This window comes from Halorubrum halophilum (assembly GCF_000739595.1).
Lineage (GTDB): Archaea > Halobacteriota > Halobacteria > Halobacteriales > Haloferacaceae > Halorubrum > Halorubrum halophilum.
Window position 1 is genome coordinate 46094 of the sequence record NZ_BBJP01000036.1, and the last position, 23566, is coordinate 69659.

Here is a 23566-nt window from a genome sequence, read left to right on the forward strand (position 1 = left end):
GTCGACTCCAACCGGCGAGCGTAGCGAGCCGTACCGGAGTCGACGAACTCTCGCTAAGGATTTGAACCCTATCAGTCGCGCGCAGCGACCGACGGGAGCGAGCACGTCTGATTCCGGTTCAAATCCCGCTCCGGGCGTTCCTGTCGACGCCGACTACAAGCGAGGAGCGGTAGCGACGAGCGAGTCCGGCGTCGAAGAACCCCTCGACAGTCGACTCCACAAGACGACCGATCGCGGGCTTCCGCCGCTATAAGTCGAGCAGCTCCCGTAGCTCCGCAACCAGCGCCTCTGTCTTCTCGTCAGGATCGTCGTCGTCCGTGACGGGCGTGCGTCCGTCGAACGTCTCGTGGACCATCGAGACGCCTTCGGCCAGCGTGTCGAGGCCGTAGCCGCCTTCGAGGACGAAGGCGGTCGCGGCCCCGATATCGTCGGTGACCGACCGGATCTGATCGGTCATCATCGCGTATCCCTCCGAGGAGACGCGCATCCGCGAGATGGGGTCGTGCCGGTGGGCGTCGAACCCGGCCGAGACGATCACGAGGTCGGGGTCGAACCGTTCGAGCGCCGGGGCGACCGCCTCGTCGATGGCGTACCGGTAATCGGCGTCGCCCGCGCCGGCCGCGAGCGGGAGGTTCACCGTCGTCTCCTCGCCCTCGTCGCGGCCGGTCTCGTCGAGCGCGCCGGTGTCCGGGTAGAGCCCTTCCTCGTGGATCGACGCGTAGAACACGTCGCCGCGCTCGTAGAACACGTCTTGCGTCCCGTTCCCGTGATGTACGTCCCAGTCGAAGATCGCGACTCGATCGGCGGCGCCCTCGTCGAGAACGGTTTGGGCCGCGACGGCGGCGTTGTTGAAGAAGCAGAATCCCATGGCGTCGTCGGGCACCGCGTGGTGGCCCGGCGGGCGTCCGAGCGCGAAGGGGGTGTCCCGCCCGTCGTCGCCGTCGAGCGCTGACCGGGCCGCCCACTGAGAGAGGCCGGCCGAAGTGAGCGCGGCGTCCCACGTTCCCTCGCTCGCGACGGTGTCGGGATCCCAGTTCCCGCCGCCGTCGTCGACGAACGCCTCCAGCTCGTCGACGTACTCTGCGTCGTGCACCGCGACGACCTCCTCGCGCGTCGCGGGGTCCGCCTCCGCGTACTCGACGCCGTGCCGCTTCGCCAGCCCGCGCCGGATCGCGCGCAGCCGGTCCGGATTTTCCGGATGCCGTTCGCCGGTGTCGTGTTCCAGACACCGCTCGCTGTAGCCGAAGCGCATCTACTCGAACAACGCGAAGTACGTCTCGATGTCCTCGGCCTGTACGGTCCGTCTGTCGGCGTGCCGCGCGAGCGTCGCGGCCGCGCTCGCGACGTTGTCGGCGTAGTCCTCCAGGATGTCGGCCAGCGCGATCCGCGCGTCGACGCCCACTCGGTATCGGTCGTCGATCCGGAGCCGCGCGATGCGGTCGATAGGAGCGACGGGAAGGGTGAGATTCTCGCGGGCGATCACTTGTTCGACGCCGAAATCGGACGCCATCAGCGTCTTCCGTCCGTCCTCGGTTGCCCGTTCGGCCGCGTCGATCGCCAGCTCCGCGCCGTGCGCTTGGATCCGGCGAGCCAACTCCTCGGCGGCGTCCGCGCTCACCCGGAGGTCACCGGCGTTCCGCCGGATGATCCCGTCGACCGGCGCGAACGGCAACTCGACACTCATACACACAGTCGCGTCCGTGCACCGTAAAACGTTTCCGTTACCCGCTCTCCGCGGCCGAGCGACTGCGTCGCCGCTACTCGAAGCTTCGCTGTGACGCGCCGCGTCTCACTGCGTTACGCGATGTCTCGCCCCTGTGTCCAAGATGCGCTCGTAGCGGCTAGAACACGTCGGTGGCGTCGATCGTTCCGTCGTGCTCCGTCCCGCGCACGGTGACCTCCTCGCCGAGCCGGAGGCTCGCGTCGGTCTCGACGCTCTTCGTCTGCTGGCCGTCGTCCAACACGACGGGGTCACCGGTCTGAACGACCGTTCCGGTGAACTCGACGTCCTCGGTCGCCGAGGTCGTCGCGGCCGCGGCGCCGCCGTCTCCGCCTCTCCCGTCGTCTCCAGCGGCCTCGCCCGCGACGGCCTCGGCGGCCGCCTTCTGTCCGTCCTCGGCGAATGCACCGAGCCCGGTGTCCGCTGCGCCGCGGTCGTCGCTTTCGGAGGCGTCGGATCCACCGGATCCGCGGGCGCCGGCCCCGCCGGCGGCGTCGCTCCCCTCGTCGAGGACGGTGACCGTCGAGCGCCAGTTCGCGGAGGCCTCGAGGTCGTCCTGCCAGCCGTCCTGGATCTCCACGTCGGTGAAGACGACGCGGTCGGCCAGCTCGATCTCGCGGTCGGCCTTGTCGCCCCACAGCGCGACGCGGATCTCGCCGGTGTCGTCCTTGATCCGGACGTTCCGCACTTGCCCTTCCGAGCCGTCGTCGCGGTCGAACGTGCGCTTCGGATCGGTCTCGATGACGCCGCCGCCGATGTCGACGGTCTCGTCGATCTCTAGCTCCGCGATATCCGTCGTCTCCGGGACGTACTCCACGTCTTCGTCGACGCGCTCGATGGTACCGCGGTCGCCGACGTGGAGCTCCAGGTCGCCGTCGCGCTCGCGGACGTAGCCGTCGCCGACCTCGACGACTTCGCCGGCGTCGAACTCCTCGGCGAGGTCGGCCTTGCCGTCCCACAGCGTGACGCGCACGCGACCTGTCTCGTCTCCGACCGTGAGGTTGGCCACCCGCCCCTCTGAGCCGTCGTCGCGGTCGAACGTGCGGATCGAGTCCGTGTCGAGCACCTGCCCGACGAGGTCCACGTCCGACGCGCCGAGCGAGAGGTCCTCGACGCGGTAGGTGTCGAGCACCTGCACGTCGACCTCGGCGTCCTCGTCCGGCTCGACCTTGTCCGCGCTCACTTCGAGCCCGCTGTACCCCTCCTTCGGGCGGCCCATGACGCGGAGCACCTGTCCGACCTCCAGCTGCTCTTCGGCCGCGGCGGCCATCTCGTCCCACAGCGCGACCCGAACGGAGCCGGACGCGTCCGCCACGTCGACGTTGCAGACGCGGCCCTCCTCGGCGTCCTCGTCGTCGCGCTCGAACGTGCGGATATCGCCGATGGAGGTGACCTTCCCGAGGAACTTCACGTCGTTCATGCCGGGCTCGATGTCGGCGATCGTGTCGGCCTCCTCGTCGCGCAGCTCGTGGGCGATGAGCATCGCGGCCGTCTCCTCGTCGGCGAGCCCGCCCATCTGCTCGACCTTGTCCTCGACGGCCGCCTCGAACTCCTCGAACTCGACGTCGGTGTCGAGATCCTCGTAGACGTCCTCTATCACTCCCATACGCGTACCACCTCGGTTGTCGAGTCCGCGGATAAGCGTTGTCCTTGCGGGGGTCTCGCGGTCGATTCTGCGCGCTCGTTCCGCGGGCGCCGCGGCGTCGCCGTCGCGGATCGGGGCGTCGTCATACCCGTCCATCCGTCCCGTCGGTACAAAAGGTGTGTAATCCGAACTCGCCCCGTCTCGCCTCGCTACGCGTCACGTGGCCGATCGGTCGACGGTATGACGCGACCGCGGCGTGTGTAACCGTTCGCCACGCGTCTCGTGGACCGTAACCGTCTTAAGTACCAGCGCGGTACGTTCATTTGAGTCCTGGTAGGGTAGTGGACTATCCTCTTGGCTTGCGGAGCCAGGGACCGGAGTTCAAATCTCCGTCAGGACGTTTTCGGACACACCAAACGGCGAGCATCGCGAGCCGTGCGTGTGTCCGAAAACTCCGCGGAGATTTGAGCAGGAAAGTCGCAGCCCGGGAAGCGAACGAACTGAGCGACCCGGACCGTCTTTCCGAGTTCAAATCTCCGTCAGGACGTTCACTTTGCGGCTGTCTCACTTCGTTCGACAGCCGCTGCGTTCACGTCCTGACGTGCCCCGCGCTCGCTTGTTCGCGGCTTCGCCGCTCACTTTCGAGGGCTCCCTTCGGTCGCCCTCGCCTCGCTCGCGCGGGACTCCGTCAGGACGTTTTCGGACACCTAAACGGCGAGCATCGCGAGCCGTGTCCGCGCCGACGATCGCAAACGCCGCGCTCAGTCGTGCGGGTGGAACCGTTCCATCGCGCGCTTGACCGCGTCCGTATCGCCGATGAAGGTGATGTGGTCGCCGTACTCCAGCACGCTGTCCGCCGACGGCACGTGGTTTTCGCCGTCCCGGCTGACGACGGCCACGAAGGTGCCGTCGGGGATCTCCGCGTTGAGGTCGCGGATCGTCTTCCCGGCGAGGTTCTCCGCGGTCACCTCGACCTCCTGCACGTCGTGGCTGTCGCCCAGTTCGTTCATCCAGTGGGTGATCGCCGGGCGCTCGATCTCGTCGTCGATGGCGACGGCGGTGGCCGTCGGCGAGTCGATCGCCTCCACGCCGATGCTCTCGAAGGCGTCGACGTTGTCGGGTTGGTTCACTCGGGAAAACGCCGACTCGACGCCGAACTTCGTGATCGCGAGCTGGCACGCGAGGAGGTTGATGTCGTCGTCGCCGGTCACCGTGATCACCCGCTTCGCGTCCCCGATGCCCGCGCCCCGCAGCGTCTCCGTGTCGCTGCCGTCGCCCTCGTACACGGTGAACCCCTCCGAGCGCGCCCGCTCGACTACCTCGTCGTCGCTCTCGACGATGACGACGTACTCACCCCGCCGCTCCAGTCGTGTGGCGAGCGCCCGGCCGACCCGACCGCCGCCGATAATTATCGTGCGCATTGGTGACACTCCGAGGACGTCGCCGATCTGCCGCGCCAGCCCGGCCTCGATCGCGACCGTCGCGAAGATGACGGCGAACACCGTTCCGACCAGCAGCTCGCCCGCCGCCACGTTTCCGGCCAGCTCCAGTTCGATCGCGAACAGCGTGGCCACGCTCGCCGGGATGATCCCGCGCGGGCCCACGCTCGCGAGGAACAACCGCTCCGGCCACGTGAACCGCTCGACGCCGGCGGTGGCGATGATCGCGCTGAGCGGCCGGAGCACGAGCATGATCACCAGCACGAGCCCGACGGCGCCGACGCCGAGCGCCGCGATCGCCTGAACGTCGATCAGCGCCGCCAGCGAGATGAACACGAACGAGAGGACGACGAGCGTCGTGTTCTCCGCGAACCGCTCGATCTCCTCTCTGTGGTCGATGTCGAGGTTGCCGAGGAGGATCCCGCTCGTTGCCGCCGCCGCGATCCCCGCCTCCGCGGCGACGGCCTCTGCGGCCGCGAACGCGCCGACCGCCGCCGCCAGCACGAGGAACTGAGACGCCTGCACGTCGCGCTCCGGGACGAACTCGCTGTCCAGGAGGTAGTAGATGATCACCGTCGCAAGCACCCCGGCGCCCACGCCGACGCCGAGCCGCTGGAGGAACGAGAGCAGGGTCGCGGGGACCCCGAGGTCGTCGAGCAGCAGCGTCTCGAATATCACCACGGCGACGATCGCGGCCGTCACGTCGTTCACGATCCCCTCGGTCTCTAACGCGGTCGCGACGTGGTCCCTGACGCGGACGACGTTGAGTATCGGCGTGATCACGGTCGGACCCGTCGCGACGAGCAGCGCGCCGATCAGCAGCGCGATCTCCCAGTCGGCCCCCTCGAAGAACCGGACCGCGGCCGCCGTCCCGAGGAACATCACGAGGGCGCTGACCGTTACCAGCCGGAGCGACACCGTCGACGCGCTCCGGATCCGCTCGATCTGCAGGGCGAACGCCCCCTCGAAGACGATGATCGCGACGCTGAGCCCGACGATGATCTCGAGCCCGTCTCCGAACGTATCTAACGTGACGAGCCCCAACACCTCCGGGCCCAACACGACGCCGATCAGGAGATAGAAGATGACGCTCGGCACCTTCAGACGGTGCGCGACCAGTTGGACGACGAGTCCCGACACGAGGATCGCCGCGATGACCGGCAACAGGCTGGACACGTCTACGGGTCGTACGGCTGCCGCCCTCCTTAGTGTACTGGTAGCTGACGCCGGCTCCGGCCTCCGCACCACCCTCTGGGAGATAATTTATAATTATATTTTCGCAAGAACGAATCACGCCATTGATCCGCACACACGAGCAACTATTAACTCGGTTCCTCCTGTCAATGAGAATACGATCGAGCGGACTCCCCCGCCGGGTCCCCCAACCATGACCGTTCGCGACACCATCCCGACGCTCGCCCCCCTCTGGAGCGTCGGGAAGCGGGGTCGCGGAACGGTCGTCGCTCGCTCCGACGCCGTCGCCGCGTAACCCCGACGCGGGGGCGGTCGGCTTCGCCCGTCGGAGCGAGCGCCGCCTTCTCTCCCCACCTCTTCCGACAGTTGGACCCGGTAGCTCAAGCGGCAGAGCCTCGGGTGAGGAATCGACTCCCTCCCGGGTCCGTATGGCAGTCCAACCCTGCCACCGCGCGATCGATGTCGTGCTCCGGCTGTCAGTCCCCCGCGACGCCGCGGGCGACCTCCACGCCGGGGTCCGCGACAAGCTCGCCGGCCGCGACGGCGTCGACGTCGAACGCGTCGACGTCGTCGCACTCCGGCCGCGCCTCAACGACCTCACGGTCGAGGTCCACGCCTCGCTCCGGCTCGCGCCGGACGCCGAGGCCGACGACCTCACCGAGATCGTCGGGGTCCACGAGGCGCGTCCCCGGTAGCGGACGCCGAGCGATCCGGTCCACGCGGTCCCCGACCGACGCACCGACTCCGACCGCGGCGCGAGGACTCGCGCCACCCACCCCAACAACACGACGATGTCACGAGACTCCCCCTCCAGACGCACGAGACGCCCCGACCTCCACGCCGGTCCGGCACCCGCCGACCGCGCGCCCTCGTGGCGCGCGACGGCGGCGCTCGCCGCGCTGCCGGTCCTGACTCTCGCCGTCGCCGCGTTCCCGACCGCGGCCGCGTTCGTCGCGGCCTCCCTCGTCGGCGCGGTCGCCGGCGTCGCCCTCCAGCGCCGGTATCCGGACGCGCTCGATCGCGTCGTCGACCGCGCGCGACCGACGCCCGATGACGACCCGACCGGCGCGGCCGACGGCTGATCGCGCCGAACCATCGACTCCCCGCTGACGTTTCGGTCTCCCACCTCGCCTCCTGCTGACGCGTGCCCTCTCCCCTCTCTGCTCCCGCTGCTGTTCGGCCTTCCCTCTCCGCCCTTCGTTTCGGTTCCGGCTGTCACCTCGGTCGTCCTCATCGCTTATCCGTCGGAGTCCCCGAAGGATCGGTATGACCGATCGCGAGCCCGGATCCGGAGCCGGCGAGGGCGCCGAGGGGACCGCCGACGCCGACGCTGCGCCTTCCGTTCCCGCCGCGCTCCGCGCCGGCGCCGCCCTCTTCAACGAGGGGCACGTCCTCGCGGCGCACGACCCGTGGGAGGCGGCGTGGCTCCCGCTCGTCGAGGGCCCCGACGAGCGCCTGCTCCACGGACTGATCGCGACTGCGGCGGCGACCCATCACGCCGCCGATCGCAACTGGTCCGGTGCGGTCGGCTGCGCCGGCAACGCGGTCGAGTACCTCGACGGCGTCGGGTCGGCGCGACGGGGGATCGACCTCGCCCCCGTCCGCGACTGGTGTCGCCGGCTTGCGACCGACCCCGAGGCGATCGAACGCGCGACTCCGCCGACGCTCCGGATCGACGGGACGGCACCGCGGTTCGGCGACCTCGACCTGCCGGCCGCGCTGCTCGCGGCGTCGGCGCTGGCCGGCGCGGTCGCTCCCGGCGACGAGGAGACGTTCGAGACCGCGGCGTCGCTCGCGCGCGAGGAGCGCGGCACCGGCCGAACGACGTTCGCGGAGCTGCTGTTCGCGTTCCTCCGCACGCCAGACGCCCGCCCGCAGGTGGCCGCTCGGCTCGCGGACCACGTGGAACTGGCGGAGCGGAAGCGGCGCGACGTCGACGACCTGTTTTAGATAGCTGCCCGGTCGCGGTCGCTACGGGATCGAGGGCGGTTGATGGCGGGAGTGGATGTTGCAGTTTGTCGGTGCCGATTCAGTATTAAAATGCCCGCGAACGGTGGCGACGATCGTTTATAAATGCCGATGTGGCGGCGCGCGCCTTCGAGCGCCTCTCAGGCGCGGCTTGGGCTTTGGAGACCTTCACCGCGACGGCAACGATTTATAAATATCCCACGCCGGTTCCGCTATCCGCGGACCGAGCATCCACGTATCGCCAACGGACCTATATCCGACGCGCCGGTACGCCCTCCATGGACGACCGACTCGAACGCGTCATCCGCCAGCAGCTCCGCAAGGCGGGCAAGCAGTTCGAGGAGGCCAAGCGGGCGTACTCCGAGGCGAAGGACGACCCCGCGGGCGACGCCGCCGGGGCGAAGCGGTACGACCTCCCGACCGACGACGAGGGGCGCGCCCGGATCGTCTGTCGCCGACACGCGGAGCGCCGGGCCGTCCCCGTCGACGGCGAGGGCCGACCGTCGTGTTTCGAGGGCGGCCACCCCGACTGCGAGGGGTGCGCGGAGGACGTGCGGGAGGGGTTCGTCGAGACTTGGTGAGGGTGAGCGGCGAGGCAGATCGGTGAGCGTCGAGGCAGACCGGTGAGCGGCGAGAAGCGCGGAGTCGCGGGAACCCACCCAAAGGCGTTTCTCTCCCGGGGGCTTCAGGCGACCCATGAAACGGACGACGGTCGCCGTGGCGCTCCTCGTCGCGGTCGGCGTGGGGCTCGCGGCCTCCGGCTTCTTCGCCGGGGCGGGCGACGAGGCCCCGCCGCCGACCGTCGAGGAGCCGGCGCCCTCGGGAGTGGACGAGGCGTCGCTCATCGCGGTCGCCGGCGACTACCGGCTCTGGCCGTACACGAGCCGGAGCACCTCGGCCGAGGGGCGGACGCTCGCGATCAACGTCCTCTTTCACGCCGACGCGGCGACGACGCGGCGGGCGATCGAGGGGCAGACAGAGACCGGCTGGGAGGAGACAGAGGAGGCGGAGGCGGCGGCGACCGCCGACGCCGAGCGGGTGGAAGCGCTCGTTGAGCGCGACTGGGCGGACGCGCACAGCTCCGACCGCTACAGCTACGTGGAGGGCCCGGACGGCGGCGTCTGGCTGGGGGAGACGTTCGAGCTCCACGACGGCGCGTACCTCGGCGTGCGCGACCACCTCCGGGCGTACGAGTCGCCCGACGGCGCCTACACCGCGGTGCAGGCCCACGAGGAGTACTACGACTGGTTCCGGCTCCGCCACACGGTGCCGGGCATCGACGACCCGTCGGTCCGGCTCGAAGACGAGTTCATCCACGGCGCGGTCGACGCTGAGGTCAGCCGCGAGTACCGCGGCATCGAGGGCGGGTGGAGCGACGGCTGGGTCTCGGTGGTCGAGCTGGCGGCGCTGGCGACGCTGTCCGGCGCGCTACTCCGGCGACGAACCCGAGCCGCGGCGGTCGAGTTCGCTCGCCGCGGTCGGCGAGAGGCGGTTCGACACGCGGACGCCGCGGTGCTCGGCGCCGCGCTCGCGGCCGTCATCGTCGGTGTCCGGGTGGCCGGAGTCGCGCTGGAGGCCGCGTACCCCGGAGTCGGACCGAAGCTCATCGCCGCCCCGCTGTACCTCGTCATCGCGGTCGGAATCCCGGCACTCGTCGTCGCGCGGGCGCCCGAGTCGGACCCGAGCGCGGCGCTTCTTGGGGTCGTCGTCGGGCTGGGCGCGGGGTTCGTGATCGACTTCGCCGCGCTCGGCGTGGCGGTGCCGCCCGACCTCCTCGTCCACCGGGTCGCCCTGCTCGCCGCGCTCGGCGTCGTCGCGATGGGGCGCGCCGCCGCTGACCGCCCGGTGCTCGCCGCGGGGCTGGCGGCGTGGGCGGTCGGGCTGGCACTCCCGCTCGCAGACGTGATCTGAGAGGCTCTCGCGGTCGATTCGCCCGGATCGACGGGCGTATCGGGGGTTCGATCCGACGACGACACCACAGAAGAGATATACGCGGGGGGCGAAACAGCGACGAACACATGACGCGGCAGGCCAGCCGGCGCGGGGTGCTCGCGGGCGGGTTCGCGGCCCTGAGCGCCGGCTGTCTCGGTCGCACGCGGAACATCGCCGGACGCGACCGGTCCTCGCAGTTGACCCTAGAGATCAACGCCCCGCCCGCCGACAGAGATCCCAACGCGATCCGGATCGCGAGACACCTCGCCGAGAACCTGGACGCGGTGGGCATCGACGCCCGGATCAACACACTCGGGCTCACCGACCTCCGGCGGAAGGTGCTCATCAACCACAACTTCGACGTGTACGTCGGGCAGTTCCGGGAAGCGGAACCGTTCGACCCGGACGCGATGTACGGGTTCACCCACTCGCAGTTCGTCGCGGAGTCGGGGTGGCAGAACCCGTTCGGGTTCACCGACATCAACGGCACCGACGAGCTGCTCGCGAGCCAGCGCCGGATGGACGGCGACGAGCGACGCGAGGCGGTGGCGGACCTCCAGCGGACCCTCGGCGAACTGCAGCCGTTCACGGTCGTCGCGTTTCCAGACCCACTCACGGCGGTCCGCGAGGACCGCTTCGAGAACTGGACGAACCGGCAACCGCTGTCGGTCGGGGGGTTGCTCGGGTTGGAGCGCGTCGACGGAGGGGGCGCCGGCGGGGGCGAGACCGAAGGCGGGAACGGGACGGACGGCGACGGCGCCAACCGGACCGCCGACGGCAACGAGACCGCCGACGGCAACGAGACCGCCGACGGCAACGAGACCGCCGACAACGAGACCGGGGACGGGCTGATCGACGACACCCCGCTCGCCGACGACGACGGTGCGAGCGACGCCGCGACCCTCCGGCTCGTGACGACCGACGAGCGCATCACGCAGAACTGGAACCCGATCGCCGCCGAGTACCGGCACTACGGCACCTTCACCTCCCTGCTGTACGACCGGCTCGCGCTGGTCGACGACGGGGAGGTGATCCCGTGGCTCGCGGCCGACTGGGGGCGCGTCGGCGATTCGGGGATCGAGATCTCGCTTCGGGAGGCTGACTGGCACGACGGGGAACCGGTGACGGCCGACGACGTCGCGTTCACGTACGAGTTCCTCCGCGATACCGCGATGGGAACGACCGAGTCGCCGGTGCCGACGCCGACGTTCCGCGGTCGGGTGTCCGCCGTCGACGAGGCGACCGCCGTCGACGAGGCGACGGTCAGGCTAACGCTCGACGGGGTTACCGATGCGGTCGGCGTGCGCGCGCTCCAAGTCCCGATCCTCCCGAAGCACGTCTGGGAGGAACGGACCGGCGTGGCGACGATCGGCGGCTTCGAGTTCGACGCGGAGACGACGGAGGCCGTGGTGACGAACAACGAGAACCCGATCGGGAGCGGCCCGGTACGGTTCGTCGAGGCCTCCCCGGAGGAGTCGGTCGCCTTCGAGCGCAACCCGGACCACTTCCTGACTCGTGCGGCCGACGGCTCGACCGGCGGGACAGACGGCGACGACTCGACCGACGACGAGGCGGACCCGCTCGCGGGGATCCCCGAGCGGTTCCGCGGGAAGCCGGCGTTCGACCGGCTGGAGATCGAGGTGATGGGGTCGGACATCGCAGCGGTACAGGCGGTCGGCGACGGGTTCGCGGACGCGACCGTCTCGAACCTCGGTCCGGACTCCATCCCCCGAATCGGACGCGAGGCCGACGCGCGGCTCGTCACGGGCCAGTCCGGCGGGTTCTACCACGTCGGTTACAACACCCGACGAGCGCCGCTGTCGAACCCCCGGTTCCGCGGAGTGCTCGCGTCGCTGATCGACAAGCGGACTCTCGTCGACACCGCGTTCAACGGGTACGCCGAAGCCGCCGTCTCGCCGCTCGCCGCCACCCCCGAGTGGGTACCGTCGGACCTCCGGTGGGAGGACCGCGAGACCGACCCCGTCCACCCGTTCGTCAGTGAGTCCGGATCGCTCGACGCCGAGACCGCCCGCGACCGGCTCCGCGAGGCCGGGTACCGGTTCGATGAGGAGGGGCGGCTGCTCGCGCCGGACACATGAGCCCGCTCCTGTCGGTCGTGGGGTCGCTCGCGCTGTGGGTGGGCTCCGCCCTGCTCGTCGCGAGCGTCGCCATCGTCGGTCCGCGGCGGCTGTACGCGCTCTGGAACGACCTGCGCGACCGGCTGTGGGAGATCCGGAAGCCCCTCGCCGCGCTGGTGGTCGTGTTGATAGCGAGCGCGATCGGTCGGAGCTCCCTCCAGACGGTCTCGGAGCTGTTCGGGCTTCCACTGACGTGGGCAATCTACGCGTTGGAGGGCAACTTCGTCGCGTGGGTGCAGGCGACGTTCGGCTCCCCGCGGCTGACGATGTACTTCTCGGCGGTGTACGTGTACGGGTACGTGTTCCTGCTCGCGTTCCCGTTCCTCGCGTACCTGGCCCTCCCGCGGACGACGACCGTGAAGCGGCTCATCGTCGCGTACGCGCTCAACTACGCGATCGGCCTCGTGCTCTACACGATCGTCCTCGCGCATGGCCCGCGCAACGTCATGCCCGAGATGGTGACCTCGCTGCTTTTCACCCACAACCCGGAGTTCATGGCGCTGACGGGCGAGGTGAACGAGCCGACGAACGTCTTCCCCTCGCTGCACACGTCGCTGTCGGTGACCATCGGGACGTTCGCGGTCCTGACCCGGCGGGAGTACCCGCTGTGGACGCCGATCGCCGCGTGGCTCGCGACGAGCGTGGTGATCGCGACGATGTACCTCGGGATCCACTGGCTCACCGACGTGATCGGCGGGACCGCGCTGGCGCTCGGCGCGGTGTACCTGTCGTATCGGATCGTCGACGAGGACGGGGGGAGAGAGGGAGAAAACGGCGTCGACAGCGAGGAGTGAACGGGTCTCGGTCGAAAGCGGCGGTAGCTACCCCTCGACGAGCCGTTCGAGCTGCTCCGGCGGAACCGCGCCGCGCGCGGCGTGGCCGTCGTACGCGAAGGTCGGGACCCCGGTGACCCCGCGCTCCCGCGCCGCGGTGAACAGGTCGGTGACGCGGTCGCGGAGGTCCTCGTCTTCGAGCGCCTCCTCGACGATTTCGGGATCGAGGCCGTCCACGCTCTCGGCGATGTCGACGAGCACCTCTCTGTCCCCGATGTCGCGGCCGTCCTGCCACAGCGCCGCGAATATCGCCTCGTCGAACGCGAGCCACGAGTCGGGCGCGGTCTCTCGGACGTGCACCGAAACGATCTGCGCCGGGAGCGAGTCCACGTCGCTCCGAAGTTCCTGCGCCATCTCGGCGTCGTACTTCTCCTGTAACCGCCGGACGTTCTCGCGGGCCTGCTCGTAGTACTCCTCGTCTTTCCCGTTGTCCACGGAGTCGTCGATCTCGCCGTCCGGACCGCGCTGGCCCGCCCGGAGGTCGAAGGGGTGCCAGTCGATCGCGAGCGGCTCCTCGCGCGTCTCCTGATACTGTGCGAGCGACTGCCGGCCCAGGTAGCAGAACGGGCAGACGTAGTCGGAGTAGACCGTGATCGACTCGGTCGCGTCGGGGGTCGGCTCGTCCGCGGCGTCCGCGGCGTCGGTGTTCGACATACCTCCGATTCGGCCGCGAGGGGCAAAGGCCGTTCGGCGGCGGCGATCGCCACGGTTTAGGATAACTTGGTAGTACAACCCGTATATGACAACCGCACGCGACCCCGTCTCGCCGCCCGTCGCGCTCTCGATCGCCGGCAGCGACAGCGGCGGCGGGGCGGGCATACAGGCCGACCTGAAGGCGATGACCGCGCACGGCGTCTTCGGCACCTCGGTCGTGACGGCGACGACGGCCCAGAACACCCGCGGCGTCCGCGACGTGCACGCCGTGCCGCCGGCGCACGTCGCGAGCCAGTGCGACGCCGTCTTCGACGACTTCGACGTGGGCGCGGTCAAGACCGGAATGCTCGCCACGGCCGAGACGGTCGAGACGGTGACCGGACTGGTCGCGACCGACTCGGCCCCGGTCGTGGTGGATCCGGTGATGGTCGCGGCGACCGGCGACCGCCTGCTGTCGCCCGACGCGGAGGAGGCGTACGAGGGGCTGATCGAGGCGGCGGCGCTCGTCACCCCAAACGCCGACGAGGCCGAAGTATTGGTCGACGGGCCGGTCGACACGCCGGCCGACGCCGAGCGCGCGGGACGGGAGTTGGTCGCCATGGGCGCCGACGCCGCGCTCGTGAAGGGCGGTCACATCGGCGACGGCGAGCTTGTGACCGACACGCTCGTGATCGGGGAGGGGGAGGGAGAGGCGACCGCGCTCCGGCTCGAGAACCCCCGTATCGCGACCGACGCGACACACGGCTCCGGCTGCGTGCTGTCGAGCGCGATCGCGGCGCGGCTGGCGAGAGGGGAGCCGCTCCGGGATGCCGCCGGCACCGCGGTCGAGGAGATGACTGAGGCGGTCCGGCGCGGCTACGACGTGGGCGAAGGTCCGGGTGCGGTCAACCCGACGGTGCTGGGCGAGAACTGAGCGGTCGGCTCCCGATCGACCGGCACCGTCGAATCTGTTTCTTCGGAGAGACTCGCGTCGGAAACAGCCGGTCGGTGAAGCGTACGTTTTGACCGATAGCGGGAGTGTGTGTATCAGTGCGGTTGATCGGTCGTTTATAAGTGATCGAGTGGTGTTGCTGTCGGCTGTTTATAACTGCCAGACGGCTGTGTGGTGAACACTTCCAAAGCCCCAGCCGCTGCGGACGGCGCACGCTCGCTGCGCTCCTCAGTCGTTCGCTCCGCTCACTCCTTGCGGTGCTTACGTCGCCTGCGCCGTCCGCAGCGGCTGCCCCTTTGAGACCCACCCGACCGCAACCGCACAGCCTCACGCCTCCCCAGCCTCGTCGGGGGTCCGGAGCGAAGCGAAGGACCCCCGACTCCCTCGCACCGTCGGTTCGCGGCCCTGCGGGCCGCTCACCGGGGCGCAGGGCGAGAGCGAAGCTCTCGCTTGAAGCCGGCGCGAAGCGCCGGCGACGCCACCGCACCGTATTTATAAGTAGTCGTCGCCGTCGCTCTCGGCTGTTTAAATACGCTATCGCCGCCATCGATTTGCAATATCGACTCCCGCTATCGATCACCCTCAGTCTGTACCGGGCGATCGAGGGTAAAAAGCGATCACCGACAGAGGATTTCGACAGCGCCGATCACTTATAAATACGCGAGCGGCACCATCAACAGGACGCCGAGCGCGATTCCGCCGGTGAGCACGGGCTTGCCGCCGCGGGGCAGATCCGCTCCGGTTTCGAGCGCCTCGGGAATGAACTCGGAGACGACGAGGTAGATCATCGCGCCCGCCGCGAAGCCGAAGCCGTACGGGAGGAACTCGCGGGCGTAGCGGACGAACGCGAACGCGATCACGGCCCCCACCGGCTGCGGCAGACTGGAGAACACCGACCACCACACCATCTTCCACTTCGAGACGCCCATCGACCGCAGCGGGATGGAGATGGCGGTCCCCTCCGGGACGTTGTGGATCGAGATCGCGAGCGTCATGAACACCGCCAAAAGCGGAACCGTGAACCCGAGCAGCTGAGTCCCGCCCTCCAGTCCGAGGTCGGCGAAGGAGACGCCGACCGCGATCCCCTCCGGGAAGCTGTGGACCGTCAGCACGCCGAGGATCAGGACGAGCTTCTTGAAGTCGGCCTCCTCGTACTCCTGCGGGTCGATCTCGGCGTCCATCAGCACCTCGTGGGCGAGGACGACGAGGACCACGCCCGCGAGCATGCCGATCCCGATCTCCGCGGGCGTCCCCTCCGCGAGCCCCTCGTCGACGAGCCCGAACAGCGACGCCGCGAGCATGATCCCGGAGGCGAACCCCCACAGCGCCACGTTGCCGCGGTCGCTGATCGAATCGAAGAAGAAGAAGGGGAGCGCGCCGATCCCGGTCGCCAGCGCCGTGATCAGCCCCGCGACGAAGACGAACGCGAACGCGTCGAGCGCGACCATACGGTCGGCAGTTCGCTCGGTCGCCACTTAACGATCGTGGAGGAGTCACGCAAGTCCGCGGACGATCCCGAAAATCAGGGCGAACAGAAGCAGCGCGGCCGACAGCAGCAACACCGCCAGCTTCGTCCCGATCGCACGCACGTTACGACAGGGAAAGGACGCGTAGACCGGACAGCCTTGCCGTCTCCAAGGGTTGACGGGAGAACCCATCGCTACGGAACCCCCGATCCCGGTTGCGGCTCGGTTCCGCCGGAGTGAGCGACGGCGGGAGACTCTGCGTCGGAGTTCTCACTGGACGCGTCGTCGTCCGAGTTATCGCCCTCGTCCGTGCCGGTCCGTGTGCCGTCACCGTCAACATCGGGATCCGCGGGAGAAGTCTCGGATCCCTCCGGTTCGTCGTCGGGATCCGCAGGGGGAGTCCCGGATTCTTCTGGCTCCTCGTCGGGAGCCGCGGGAGAAGTCTCTGATCCCTCCGGTTCCTCGTCGGGAGCCGCGGGAGGAGTCTCTGATCCCTCCGGTTCCCCGTCGGGGCCCGTGGAGGGGGTCTCAGATTCCTCTGGTTCCTCGTCAGGATCCGCGGGAGGAGTCTCGGATTCCTCCGGCTCCTCGTCGAGATAGCCGTCAGATTCCGGCGCCTCCGGTGGATTGTCGCCGGATCTCGGGGGCTCATCTGACGATTCGTCGTCGGTCCCGTTCATTGGGACCGGTGGCACTTTCGGAGGGGCGGGTGAGTCGTCATCTCCCAGTTCCGCTCCACCATCGGTCAGATTCGTGGGATCCGGACTGTCTCCGGACGGTTGCTTGACCGGTGACGGTTCCTCGGGGACGCCAAGCTCCGGATCGAAGACGGTCTGGGACTCCTGCTCAGACGTGAACTCCGACGCGGCCGTGGCCGTCACGGAGACGTTCTCGGTCGCAGTGAACAGCGCGACCGTGTAACCGCCACCGAACGCGGCGCTCCAGACGAGCATCGCGGCGACGGCGAACGTACCCACCCGTCCAATCCGGGTCATCGGTCCTCCGATCCAGAACCGTCGGTGGCGATCGACTTCTCGTCGCTCGCGACGTCGACCGGGTCTAAGACAGCGTTGTCCGTGCGGTCGTTCGGGGACCGTCCATCGCCCTGAGCGGACGCGTCGCGGTCGAGTACGCCGGTACCGGAGAGCCACACTCCGACGGCACCGACGAGCAGTGCGCTCGTCGCGATCGCGACGGAAACGGCGAGCGCCGTCCGGATCTGAAACGCGACGTAGACGCTGTAGGGCGTGAACGCGGCCAGCACTGCACCGGCGCCGGTAACGGTGTCAAGGGACAGTTCGGTTCCGTCCCCTTGCGCTGGCTCGTGGCCCCCCGCGGCCGACATCGCCGGACCCTCGGTCGGAGCGGACTCAGCCCCGTCCGCGGCGGCAGACACCTCGGGATCGTCGAACACGAACTCGTCCGTCGGTGTGGTACCGTCGTCGGACGCGCCAGCCGCGCCGACCGTCCCGGCGCCGTCGCGGTCGCGGACGAAGACCCACAGCTCGGACAGCACGAGCAGCCCGAAGGGAACGACGACGAGCGCGGCGAAGCCAAGCGGCGAGCCGGCGAACTGGATCACGTACCCGATATAGGGAATGGTAACAGCCACCACGCCAATGACGTTCGTCCCGGCGACCAGCGAGGCGTCCGGCCCCTCGTTCGCGTCCCCTTTCGTCTCGAAGGCGGGACCGCCGTCGGTCGCGACGACGTCGATAACGCGGTGGGTCACCGGGACTTCGTTGTTGCCGCGGACGAACGTGATCACGTCGCCCTCGGCGATCGCGGTCGGGTCGCGCTCGTCGACGATGACGACATCGCCCGGCGCGATGGCCGGCGTCATGCTCGCGGTGAGCACGACAAAGCCGTGTTCCGCGCCGACAACGCCGGGGATCGCGTACACCACGAACGGCGCAACGACCGCGATCAACAGGAGTAGTCCAAGCACGTTCGCCGTCGTTTTGAGTGATACTGGTAGGTTCATCAGATGTCCTCCGGGACGCAGAGCGGGCCGTCTCGCGTGGTGGTACCGGCGACGACCTCGTAGAGCGGGCCGCCGTCGTCGTCTGTTCCGTACGTGTTTCCGACGGCGATTGGGTCCGAACAGCTCGTGTGGATGTCGACCTCGGTCGACACGCCCGCGTCGCCGCCGTCGACGATCGCGACGGTCGTGTTCTGCCCGAGACCGTCGAAGCCCCCGTCATGAGTCTGTGCGACGCCGGCACCGTCGGCGACGAATACGTCTCCGCCGCCACGGTCCGCCGGGCCGAAAACGGTAGCGCCCGTGCTGGGACCGGTCTGCGTCGTCGTGACCTCGATCGTCGCGTTCGCGTCGCCGAGGTACCGGAACGTGAGGTCGCGAAGGCGACCGTTGCCGTCGCCGCAGACGCCGCAGTCCGGACCGTCGTCCCGGTCGTCGTCTCCGTCCTCGTCGTTCTCATCCTCGTCCGGGTGATCGTCGCCGTCTCCCTCTTCGGTCGAAGCGCAGATCGGCTCGCCGTCGATCGTCGTCGCGGCCGCGACCTCGTAGCGCGGATCGCGTTCCGGGAAGACGTCGCCGACCGCGAGCGGCACCGAGCAGCTCGTGTGGATCTTGGCACCGGCGACGCCGGTGGCGCCGGAGTCGTCGACGTAGAGGTTGCGCGGAAGGCGGCCGTCGTCGGCGTCCCCGCCCTCGATCAGGAACGAGTCGCCCCCGTCAACCGAGCCGGAGAACACGACGGTGCCGTCCTTCGCCTGCGGGCCCCCGCGACCGGTGACGACGATGTCGCCGGTCTCCGAACCGAGGTACTTGAGGGTGAGCGAGCCGACCTTGGTATCGGTGTCGTCCGCACAGACCACGCAGGGGTCCGGGCACCGCGCGGCGCCGGCAAACGGGTTCGACCTCTCCGCGTCAGTCTCCGGGACGTGTCGACATTGCTCCGCGTACACCTGGAAATCGAACGACGTCGACTCTCCCTCGACGCTCTGTGGTGTCGTCTGGGGGAGTTCCCAGTCGAGGACGATCTCTAGCGAGTCGTCGGACGGGTCGAGACACGGCGAGCCGTCGGCATCGTCGATCCGGAGTCCCGTGACGAGCTCCCGGCGGATTCCGGCGAGCGAGCCGGACACAGAGCGCGTTCCGACGGTCAGCTCCGCCCTGACCGCGTCTCCGAGAGGATCGGGAGCCGGCGGACAGTCGGTACCCAGCCAGAGGCGGGCGGGGTTCGTCTGTACCGAGACCGAGAGCCGCTCAGTCCCGTGGTCGCCGCGGTCGAGTGTATCCGACGAGCCGTCCCCGACGAGATCGAACCGGACGCGACCGTCGTCGTCGGTGAGACACCCGTGACAGTCGACAACGACGTCGACTTTGCCGGCCCCGAGGGTGTTGTCTGGGAACGACTCCTCGTCGGTAAAGTACGCGAACGTCCCGGCACCGCTCGCGGCGCCGACCGCGCCCACACCGCCGAGGACGGCGAGGAGACTACGACGGCTTAGGCCGGACGGGGAAGATTCCGATGGGTCAGGTCTCATACCGATCCCCCGGTGTCGTTACCGGTCGCTGGGAACGGGTTCGCCGTCCCGGCACCACACGGATCGACGCCGAACGTCACGTCGAAGTCGATGGACCCACCCATTCCGGCGTTGCCGCCGCCGGGCGGGAACTTCCAACCGAAGATCAGACAGCGCTGTTCGCCCGGACGGAGACACCCGTTGTCGAGCAGGCCGGGGTCTATCTGCACGCCGTCCGCGAGGTCGTCGTCGACGAGCCCGGCGAAGCTTCCGGCGTATATCTCTTCGCCGTACTCCGCGTAGTCTCCGCTCGCGCCCTCACAGCTGCCCAATCCGAGGAGACCGGTGTCGTACCGTACGACCACCTGGAGTCGGTCCGCGAGCTCGGCGCTCGCCGGATCGCCCCCGATGGTCGGTTCGACGCGCATCCACGCTCGAAGGCCCTCCTCGGTCGGGTCCTCGACCCGCAACCCAACGCTCGCGGTCCCCTCGTCTCGGGGGAACACGTCGTCGAGATCGACGAGGCGAACGTCGGTGACGCCGTCTGCGAACTCGGACTCGTCCGTCGGCCCGTCGACGACGACATCGCCGTTGTACGTCGCCTGCCAGCCGACGAGCAGGCGCCGACCGGTCGTCTCCGCGTACGTGTAGTTCGTGTACTCGTTCCAGCTCCCCGTCGAGCGTCCGCGTGCGAGTCCCGCAGTGGCGAAGCCGACGGCTCCCGCTCCCGCGAGCACTTTCCTGCGCGTTATTCCGTGTTCTCGTTTCGTCATTCGTGTGTTTCGTCGGCTCCGAACGGCCGTCTCGTCACGTTGGCTACACGCTCCCGTCTCTCCTATGTATGGGCATCATACCCGATCGCACCGGCTTCCAGCCCAAGCGGATGGATGGTCCTACCGAGCCCAACAGCCGTCTCGGCGGCGTTTCAGGCGACGTTGACGTCGACCGCAGGGCGCTCCTGTGACCCGCCACCTCCGGCGCCGACGAGCGTCACGCTTGCGGTCAGCGTCCAGTCGACCGACGCGTTGACACCGTCGATGAGGAGATGAGCGATATCGGTAGAGCCGTCGACGGAACTCACGGCGTCGCCGCCCGACGGGACCGAACCGTTCAGTCGGACGTCCGTCACCGAGGCAGTGACTCCCGAATCGCCTTTCGCCGTGAGGACGATCGCATTGCTCGTCGCTCCCACCGAAGTCACGTCTGCGAGGGTACCCGCGTACGAAACCGCTGCTGAACTGCCGTCTCCGTCGTCGATGGCGATCGAGAGGGATCCGGTCGTCGCGTCGTGCGTCACCGTGAGTTCCGCCGTCGTCGGATCGGTCCACGCGACGCCAGCCGTGTCGTAGTCGCCGGTATTTGCCGGTGCGTTGCCGACGAGGAGCTGATCGTTGACCTGGCCAGCGCCGTTCCGCGCGCGGGCGAACCAGACCGGCGGACGGGCGAGACGGTCGACACCGTACCCGTCGTCCGCAGATGCCTCGATACACGGGTTCACCTCGCCGTCGTTGTGGCGGCACTGCTCCGCGCGGAAGTCGAGGTCAAAGGCGACCGAATCCGTCTGGACTTCGTTGCCGACCTCGCCGAAGGGGAGTTCCCAGTAGAGCGCGAGGGCCGCCCCGGCGGTGAGCGAGTCCATCGGTGCGAAACACTCTCGAGCGAGTCCGGCCTCGTCGTCGCCCGTCCCGTCGAGCGGGACGCCGTTCGCGAGCGCGCCGAGAACCGCTCGGAGCGAGCCGTCGAGGAGCGGGGCACCGAGCTGCGTCCCGGACAAGGGATTCTGGTAGACCAGTCGGGCGGCGATTGCGTCCGCAAGCTGTCCACCCCACGGATCCGTCTCGCTAGCATCGATCTCGGCGGGGGTGAAGCCGGCGTCAAGGAGCGCCGCGCGCTCGGGATCGACAACTCCGTTTTGCGCGTTCCCCGTGAGGCGGGCGCAGGCCCACACGTAGCCGGGGTTGTCGTCTAAGAGGAAAGAGAATCGCAGCCAGCCGGAGTCGCCCGGCTTGACGTCGTCGAGCTGGTATCTGACGCTCGCAGGAGCCTCTGGGGTCCCCCAGACGATACCGAAGTCCCCGCCGCCGGTTCCATTGCTACCTGCGTACGGGTTGTCGTCGTTTCGACTGCCCTGATCGGCCGCGAACTCGTACCGAACGCCGAGATCGAGTGTTCCGGCCGTCAGGTCGTTGTTCGCGAGCGTTTCCTCGTCGCTGAAGTACGCGGTCGTTCCGAGGCCGGCTCCGGCAGAGGCGAGGCCGATAGCGCCGAGGCCGCCGAGAAGTCGTCGCCGGGACAGACCGATGTCAGTGGATTTTCGTGTCATGAGGGTGATTGTCGCGGTCCGAAGGGACTGCGGGAGACCCCGCCGGCGGAGTCGAACCGCCGTACTCCAAACGGGGCTATCAGTGCGACCGAACGAACGGGGAGCCGTGGCTCCGCCGCCCGCCGGGCGGTCGGATTAGGCCATCCCGGCCCCGTCGTTGTGCCGCTCCTGTTCGGTGTAGAAGCCGAGGTCGAACCCGAGCGTGTCGCCCTGGATCTCGTTACCGACGTCGTCGAAGGGGATCTCCCATTCTAGCGCGACGCAGTGCATGACGCCGTCCCCGCGGAATGCCTCGCGGTCCGGGTCGTCCGCCGATTCGTTCAGCTCCTCGTAGATCGTCGCGCGGTTGCCGTCGAGGGGAATCCCGTTCCCGCTGCTCAGTTCGGCGAGGACGTTTCCGAGCGTGTCCTTCATGATGACCTTCTCCCCGACCGCCTGCGCGGCGAGGTTCCCGAACACCGACGGGATGTTGAGCGGGTCGTCGACGTCGTTGAAGAACGTGGGATCACCGCCCAATCCGCCGGCCGGGCCGGCCATCGCTTGGAGCGTGCTAGCGCTGCCGTTGACGTTGATCGTGTAGACGTCGGTCGCGGGACTCGGTGAGCCTGCCCGTGCGTCGTCCGCGGCGCCGGTCGGCGAGGAGAACGACGAACCACCATCGCCCTCGAACGACTCGCCGTCCGAGAGGACGATGTTCGTCTTCGCCACGCCGCTGCGGGCCCTGGTCGAGGCGAGCTCACCCTGTGCCACGTCGACGCCCTCGCCGATGTACGTCCCGGTGGCGATACCGCCGGGGCTGTCCGGGTCGTCGCTGCCCTCCAGCACGTCCGGATCATTGGTGGAGCCGTTCACGACGTTCGCGAGCTTCCGGCGGAGTCCCGAAAGCGCGGCGTCGACATCGTCCAAGTCCGCCGTAAGCTCCTGTAGGAGACCGACGCGCGGGCTCCCCATCTCGTTGTCACCGTCGAAGTACGCGACGCCGACTTTCACGTCGGAGTTCTGCCCCTGTAGGTAGTCGATGAACTGCCGGGTGCCGAGCTCGACGAGGTCGATCTTCGTCGTCTCGTCGTAGGTGGTGGCGCCGACGGTGATGTCGTCTTCGCTGACGACACCGCCGAACGTGCGGTACAGCATCGAACCTGAGAAGTCGAGGGTCAGCATGATGTCGACCGGCTCGGCCGGATCGTAGACGTTGTCGCAGTCCTCGTCGTACCACAGCGTCGCCTGGATGGCGTCCGCGAGGTCCGGGAGATTGTCCGGGTCGACCGCGAGCTCCGGATCGGTGGACACGTCGCCGTCCTCCGAGGTGAGCTCCCCCTGCATCCAGATGTAGCCGGGGTTGTCACAGAGATGTAGCGAGAACGTGATCTCGCCGGAGTCACCGGGTTTCAGGTCGCTGAACTGCATGAGCGAGTCCATCGGCTCCTCGGTGACGGGGTCGATCCCGTAGTTCGCTTCCGAGAGCGGTGGGATGTTCTCACAGTTCAGCTCCGGGATGTTCGCGCCGTTGCTGTCGTCGTCTTCCAGGTCCGGGAAGTCGCTGTACTTCACCTCGTCGCCGTCGATCTCGACCGACTGTTCGCCATCGCCGTCGTGGTCGGGGTGCGCGTTGACGAACTCGCGGCCGTCACCGTAGTCGTAGGTCTGTTGCCAGTCGACGAGCAGGTCGAGCGTCCCCGCGGTGAGGCTATTGTCCTGGAACGTCTCGGTGTCGCTGAAGTACGCGGTCGTCCCGAGGCCGGCTCCGGCGGACGCGACGCCCACGGCGCCGAGTCCGGCGAGGAGCTTGCGCCGGGAGAGATTGATGTTGGTGGATTTGTTTGTCATGATCGTGATGAGTGGTGTCGGATGTGTTGTTCGTGATCGCTCAGCACGGTCACCGGAGCGCGTC

General features: G+C 68.7%; 20 protein-coding genes and 1 tRNA gene. 9 read left to right on the plus strand and 12 right to left on the minus strand.

What is annotated here, in order from left to right; genetic code table 11:
• Positions 1-247: 247 nt before the first annotated feature.
• The 3 genes from ACP96_RS12060 to ACP96_RS12070 all read right to left on the minus strand — a co-directional run bounded on the left by ACP96_RS12060 (position 248) and on the right by ACP96_RS12070 (position 3326).
• The gene (locus ACP96_RS12060) at positions 248-1252 is read right to left on the minus strand and encodes a histone deacetylase family protein (protein WP_050033480.1); all 1005 of its coding nucleotides are present in this window, start codon (positions 1250-1252) and stop codon (positions 248-250) included.
• Positions 1253-1684 carry a histone gene (locus tag ACP96_RS12065; protein WP_050025411.1) on the minus strand — a complete coding sequence of 144 codons (432 nt, stop codon included), beginning with the start codon at positions 1682-1684 and terminating at the stop codon, positions 1253-1255.
• Positions 1685-1841: 157 nt separating this feature from the next.
• On the minus strand, positions 1842-3326 hold the full coding sequence (locus ACP96_RS12070) for a single-stranded DNA binding protein (RefSeq protein ID WP_050033540.1): 1485 nt from the start codon (positions 3324-3326) through the stop codon (positions 1842-1844).
• A 306-nt stretch (positions 3327-3632) separates the two neighbouring features.
• Here ACP96_RS12070 and ACP96_RS12075 point away from each other — a divergent pair.
• Positions 3633-3705, plus strand: a tRNA-Arg gene (locus tag ACP96_RS12075).
• Positions 3706-4066: 361 nt separating this feature from the next.
• On the opposite strand, the gene ACP96_RS12080 is transcribed toward ACP96_RS12075, so the two are convergent.
• Positions 4067-5908, minus strand: a complete 1842-nt coding sequence (locus ACP96_RS12080) for a cation:proton antiporter (RefSeq protein ID WP_050033481.1) — start codon at positions 5906-5908, stop codon at positions 4067-4069.
• Between the two features lie 458 nt (positions 5909-6366).
• Between ACP96_RS12080 and ACP96_RS12085 the strand changes: the two genes are divergently transcribed.
• From ACP96_RS12085 to ACP96_RS12115, 7 genes are all read left to right on the plus strand, one after another.
• Entirely contained in the window at positions 6367-6633 is a 267-nt protein-coding gene (locus tag ACP96_RS12085) for a hypothetical protein (protein WP_050025415.1), read from the plus strand.
• A gap of 96 nt (positions 6634-6729) precedes the next feature.
• Entirely contained in the window at positions 6730-7020 is a 291-nt protein-coding gene (locus ACP96_RS12090; RefSeq protein ID WP_050033482.1) for a hypothetical protein, read from the plus strand.
• 184 nt (positions 7021-7204) lie between these two features.
• Entirely contained in the window at positions 7205-7888 is a 684-nt protein-coding gene (locus ACP96_RS12095; RefSeq protein WP_050033483.1) for a DUF309 domain-containing protein, read from the plus strand.
• 296 nt (positions 7889-8184) lie between these two features.
• Positions 8185-8487, plus strand: a complete 303-nt coding sequence (locus ACP96_RS12100; RefSeq protein WP_050027169.1) for a DUF7091 family protein — start codon at positions 8185-8187, stop codon at positions 8485-8487.
• Positions 8488-8602: 115 nt separating this feature from the next.
• Positions 8603-9817, plus strand: a complete 1215-nt coding sequence (locus ACP96_RS12105) for a hypothetical protein (protein ID WP_050033484.1) — start codon at positions 8603-8605, stop codon at positions 9815-9817.
• Between the two features lie 107 nt (positions 9818-9924).
• On the plus strand, positions 9925-11937 hold the full coding sequence (locus ACP96_RS12110) for an ABC transporter substrate-binding protein (RefSeq protein WP_050033485.1): 2013 nt from the start codon (positions 9925-9927) through the stop codon (positions 11935-11937).
• Positions 11934-12770 (plus strand): phosphatase PAP2 family protein, encoded by an 837-nt coding sequence (locus ACP96_RS12115; RefSeq protein ID WP_050033486.1) that lies wholly within the window; start codon positions 11934-11936, stop codon positions 12768-12770. Before ACP96_RS12110 ends, ACP96_RS12115 begins: the two co-directional genes overlap by 4 nt.
• Positions 12771-12797: 27 nt before the next feature.
• Here the strand turns inward: ACP96_RS12115 and ACP96_RS12120 are convergent, their stop codons facing one another.
• Positions 12798-13463: a DsbA family oxidoreductase gene (locus ACP96_RS12120; protein WP_050026165.1), complete on the minus strand. Its 666-nt coding sequence runs from the start codon at positions 13461-13463 to the stop codon at positions 12798-12800.
• 85 nt (positions 13464-13548) lie between these two features.
• Between ACP96_RS12120 and thiD the strand changes: the two genes are divergently transcribed.
• Positions 13549-14376: a bifunctional hydroxymethylpyrimidine kinase/phosphomethylpyrimidine kinase gene (thiD, locus tag ACP96_RS12125; RefSeq protein ID WP_050033487.1), complete on the plus strand. Its 828-nt coding sequence runs from the start codon at positions 13549-13551 to the stop codon at positions 14374-14376.
• A 668-nt stretch (positions 14377-15044) separates the two neighbouring features.
• On the opposite strand, the gene ACP96_RS12130 is transcribed toward thiD, so the two are convergent.
• The 7 genes from ACP96_RS12130 to ACP96_RS12160 all read right to left on the minus strand — a co-directional run bounded on the left by ACP96_RS12130 (position 15045) and on the right by ACP96_RS12160 (position 23502).
• Positions 15045-15842, minus strand: coding sequence for a ZIP family metal transporter (locus tag ACP96_RS12130; RefSeq protein WP_050033488.1), 798 nt, complete (start codon positions 15840-15842; stop codon positions 15045-15047).
• A 212-nt stretch (positions 15843-16054) separates the two neighbouring features.
• Complete coding sequence (locus tag ACP96_RS12135; protein WP_154020464.1) at positions 16055-16855, minus strand: hypothetical protein; 801 nt, start codon at positions 16853-16855, stop codon at positions 16055-16057.
• On the minus strand, positions 16852-17844 hold the full coding sequence (locus ACP96_RS12140) for a signal peptidase I (RefSeq protein WP_050033490.1): 993 nt from the start codon (positions 17842-17844) through the stop codon (positions 16852-16854). The genes ACP96_RS12135 and ACP96_RS12140 overlap by 4 nt, the downstream gene beginning before the upstream one ends.
• Positions 17844-19373, minus strand: a complete 1530-nt coding sequence (locus ACP96_RS12145) for a DUF7467 domain-containing protein (RefSeq protein ID WP_082222522.1) — start codon at positions 19371-19373, stop codon at positions 17844-17846. Before ACP96_RS12145 ends, ACP96_RS12140 begins: the two co-directional genes overlap by 1 nt.
• The gene (locus ACP96_RS12150; protein ID WP_050026155.1) at positions 19370-20125 is read right to left on the minus strand and encodes a hypothetical protein; all 756 of its coding nucleotides are present in this window, start codon (positions 20123-20125) and stop codon (positions 19370-19372) included. Before ACP96_RS12150 ends, ACP96_RS12145 begins: the two co-directional genes overlap by 4 nt.
• 152 nt (positions 20126-20277) lie before the next feature.
• Positions 20278-21675, minus strand: a complete 1398-nt coding sequence (locus tag ACP96_RS12155) for a SipW-dependent-type signal peptide-containing protein (RefSeq protein ID WP_050033492.1) — start codon at positions 21673-21675, stop codon at positions 20278-20280.
• A 135-nt stretch (positions 21676-21810) separates the two neighbouring features.
• Complete coding sequence (locus ACP96_RS12160) at positions 21811-23502, minus strand: SipW-dependent-type signal peptide-containing protein (RefSeq protein ID WP_050033493.1); 1692 nt, start codon at positions 23500-23502, stop codon at positions 21811-21813.
• Between the last annotated feature and the right edge of the window lie 64 nt (positions 23503-23566).

What these genes read in the sequence shown, in the direction of transcription:
- ACP96_RS12060 (WP_050033480.1), bottom strand. Translation starts at nt 1,252, where the DNA reads ATGCGCTTCGGCTACAGCGAGCGGTGTCTGGAACACGACACCGGCGAA.
- ACP96_RS12065 (WP_050025411.1), bottom strand. Translation starts at nt 1,684, where the DNA reads ATGAGTGTCGAGTTGCCGTTCGCGCCGGTCGACGGGATCATCCGGCGG.
- ACP96_RS12070 (WP_050033540.1), bottom strand. Translation starts at nt 3,326, where the DNA reads ATGGGAGTGATAGAGGACGTCTACGAGGATCTCGACACCGACGTCGAG.
- ACP96_RS12085 (WP_050025415.1), top strand. Translation starts at nt 6,367, where the DNA reads ATGGCAGTCCAACCCTGCCACCGCGCGATCGATGTCGTGCTCCGGCTG.
- ACP96_RS12090 (WP_050033482.1), top strand. Translation starts at nt 6,730, where the DNA reads ATGTCACGAGACTCCCCCTCCAGACGCACGAGACGCCCCGACCTCCAC.
- ACP96_RS12095 (WP_050033483.1), top strand. Translation starts at nt 7,205, where the DNA reads ATGACCGATCGCGAGCCCGGATCCGGAGCCGGCGAGGGCGCCGAGGGG.
- ACP96_RS12100 (WP_050027169.1), top strand. Translation starts at nt 8,185, where the DNA reads ATGGACGACCGACTCGAACGCGTCATCCGCCAGCAGCTCCGCAAGGCG.
- ACP96_RS12105 (WP_050033484.1), top strand. Translation starts at nt 8,603, where the DNA reads ATGAAACGGACGACGGTCGCCGTGGCGCTCCTCGTCGCGGTCGGCGTG.
- ACP96_RS12110 (WP_050033485.1), top strand. Translation starts at nt 9,925, where the DNA reads ATGACGCGGCAGGCCAGCCGGCGCGGGGTGCTCGCGGGCGGGTTCGCG.
- ACP96_RS12115 (WP_050033486.1), top strand. Translation starts at nt 11,934, where the DNA reads ATGAGCCCGCTCCTGTCGGTCGTGGGGTCGCTCGCGCTGTGGGTGGGC.
- ACP96_RS12120 (WP_050026165.1), bottom strand. Translation starts at nt 13,463, where the DNA reads ATGTCGAACACCGACGCCGCGGACGCCGCGGACGAGCCGACCCCCGAC.
- thiD (WP_050033487.1), top strand. Translation starts at nt 13,549, where the DNA reads ATGACAACCGCACGCGACCCCGTCTCGCCGCCCGTCGCGCTCTCGATC.
- ACP96_RS12130 (WP_050033488.1), bottom strand. Translation starts at nt 15,842, where the DNA reads ATGGTCGCGCTCGACGCGTTCGCGTTCGTCTTCGTCGCGGGGCTGATC.
- ACP96_RS12135 (WP_154020464.1), bottom strand. Translation starts at nt 16,855, where the DNA reads ATGACCCGGATTGGACGGGTGGGTACGTTCGCCGTCGCCGCGATGCTC.
- ACP96_RS12140 (WP_050033490.1), bottom strand. Translation starts at nt 17,844, where the DNA reads ATGAACCTACCAGTATCACTCAAAACGACGGCGAACGTGCTTGGACTA.
- ACP96_RS12145 (WP_082222522.1), bottom strand. Translation starts at nt 19,373, where the DNA reads ATGAGACCTGACCCATCGGAATCTTCCCCGTCCGGCCTAAGCCGTCGT.
- ACP96_RS12150 (WP_050026155.1), bottom strand. Translation starts at nt 20,125, where the DNA reads ATGACGAAACGAGAACACGGAATAACGCGCAGGAAAGTGCTCGCGGGA.
- ACP96_RS12155 (WP_050033492.1), bottom strand. Translation starts at nt 21,675, where the DNA reads ATGACACGAAAATCCACTGACATCGGTCTGTCCCGGCGACGACTTCTC.
- ACP96_RS12160 (WP_050033493.1), bottom strand. Translation starts at nt 23,502, where the DNA reads ATGACAAACAAATCCACCAACATCAATCTCTCCCGGCGCAAGCTCCTC.